This window comes from Roseateles sp. GW835-FHT13E02 (genome assembly GCF_058794035.1).
Genome location: NZ_JBXAGJ010000051.1, coordinates 1 through 1,490, shown reverse-complemented (window position 1 = coordinate 1,490; position 1,490 = coordinate 1). Strand labels below are relative to the sequence as shown.

Here is a 1,490-nt window from a genome sequence, read left to right as displayed (position 1 = left end):
AGCGGCCTGGGCCTGAGCACGGCCCACAGCCTGGTCTGCGAACTGATGGGCGGGCGTCTGGAGCTGCAAAGCCCGCCCGGCCAGGGTTGCCAGGTGCGCATCACCCTGCCGCTCTCGCTCAGCCGGCCGTCAATCGGCGGCAGCCCAACAGCGGCAGGGATGGGCGGGCGTTCAGCGCTCTCCTCAGCACCCTGCCTCGCCCCCCCGGAGCCCAAGCCGTGAATGCAAGCCCGCCGTCTCGCCCAGCTCAGATCGCTGAACGTCTGAAGCAGCTTCGGCACAGCATGGTGGGCTGGCTGGATCTGCAAGCCCTGGCCGAGCTGCAGGACTTGCTGCGCCAATCACCCAGCAGCTCTGAAGCGGTCGAGATCGAGGCTTACACCCTCCTGCTGGACCTCAATACCGAAGCCCCGAAGGCTTTGCGCGCCCTGCAGCGCTGCCAGGAGTTGCTGAACCTGGCCCAGGCCCTGCAGCACCCGCTGTGCGAAGCTGCGGTCTGGCGGGTGATGCAGCTGCTGCAGAGCTTTTTGATGCTGCACCCCGCCGCTCTGCACAGCGCAGGCATGGCCGCCAAGCTGTACGCCGACGCGGGGGAGCATGAGCTTGAGCAGATGATGCTGGAGTCGCACAACTACGTGCTCTTCCATGCGCAGATGTACGAAGAGCTCTACGCGTCCTGCCAGTCCCAGCTGCCCCGCGCGCGCCAAAGCCGCAACGTTTTTTGCTGCCGGCTGATTTGGGGCGCGGCCAGTGCAGCCTACACCTTGGGCATGCGTTGCCCGCAGTTGCAGCAGCGTGAGGAATGGTGGCGGCAAGCACGAGAGCTTCATCTGGAAGCCTTGGCGCTGAGCCAAACGCTGCAGCAAACCATGATGGAGGCGATCAGTTTGCTCAACCTGGCCGTGGTGGAAGCCAGTCTGGGCCAGGTGCCGGCAGCGCGGGCCTACCTCGATCGCATCGGGGCGCTGACGCATCTGGACGCACACCGCCCCGGCTGGGAGGCCTGGTTTGGCCTGGCCCAGGCCTTGATCGAACTGCACGAACCTCGCAACAACGCGGCCCAAGAAGAGGCTGCCTGGGGCGGCCTGCTCGCCACCGCACGCCGTCTGCTCGACGGCGGCCTGAACCACGCCGCAGCCGCCGAAGCCGCGCTGCGCACCATCAACCACCTGGGCCGCCAGCGCAATCGTCTGGACGATGCGTTATGGGCCATGGAGACCTTGCTCGACCAACAGCTTCAAGCCCGGCAAGCCCTGGCCCAGAACATGTCTGACACCTTGAGCGTTGCACTTGAGTTGCCACGTCTGCGCCAGGAGAAAGACCGCTTGATGGAACAGGGTTTCGCGCTCGAACAGTCTCTGGCCCAGCGCAACCAGGAGCTCAGCCATGCCCTGGCCAAGGTGCAGGCCGAGACCAGCATCCGCGCCGCCGCCGAGGCCGCCTTGCAAAAAGCCCACGACGAGCTGGAGGCCCAGGTGCGCGCCCGCAGC

2 protein-coding genes are annotated in these 1,490 nt (G+C 66.4%); both read left to right on the top strand.

The window, feature by feature from the left end; genetic code table 11:
- Positions 1 to 222: ATP-binding protein (locus AC1Q6P_RS23960; RefSeq protein WP_492666271.1), on the top strand; the 222-nt coding region annotated here is incomplete at its 5' end.
- Positions 219 to 1,490, top strand: a 1,272-nt coding sequence (locus AC1Q6P_RS23955) for a hypothetical protein (protein WP_492666270.1), incomplete at its 3' end; no start/stop codon positions are given. The genes AC1Q6P_RS23960 and AC1Q6P_RS23955, both read left to right, overlap by 4 nt.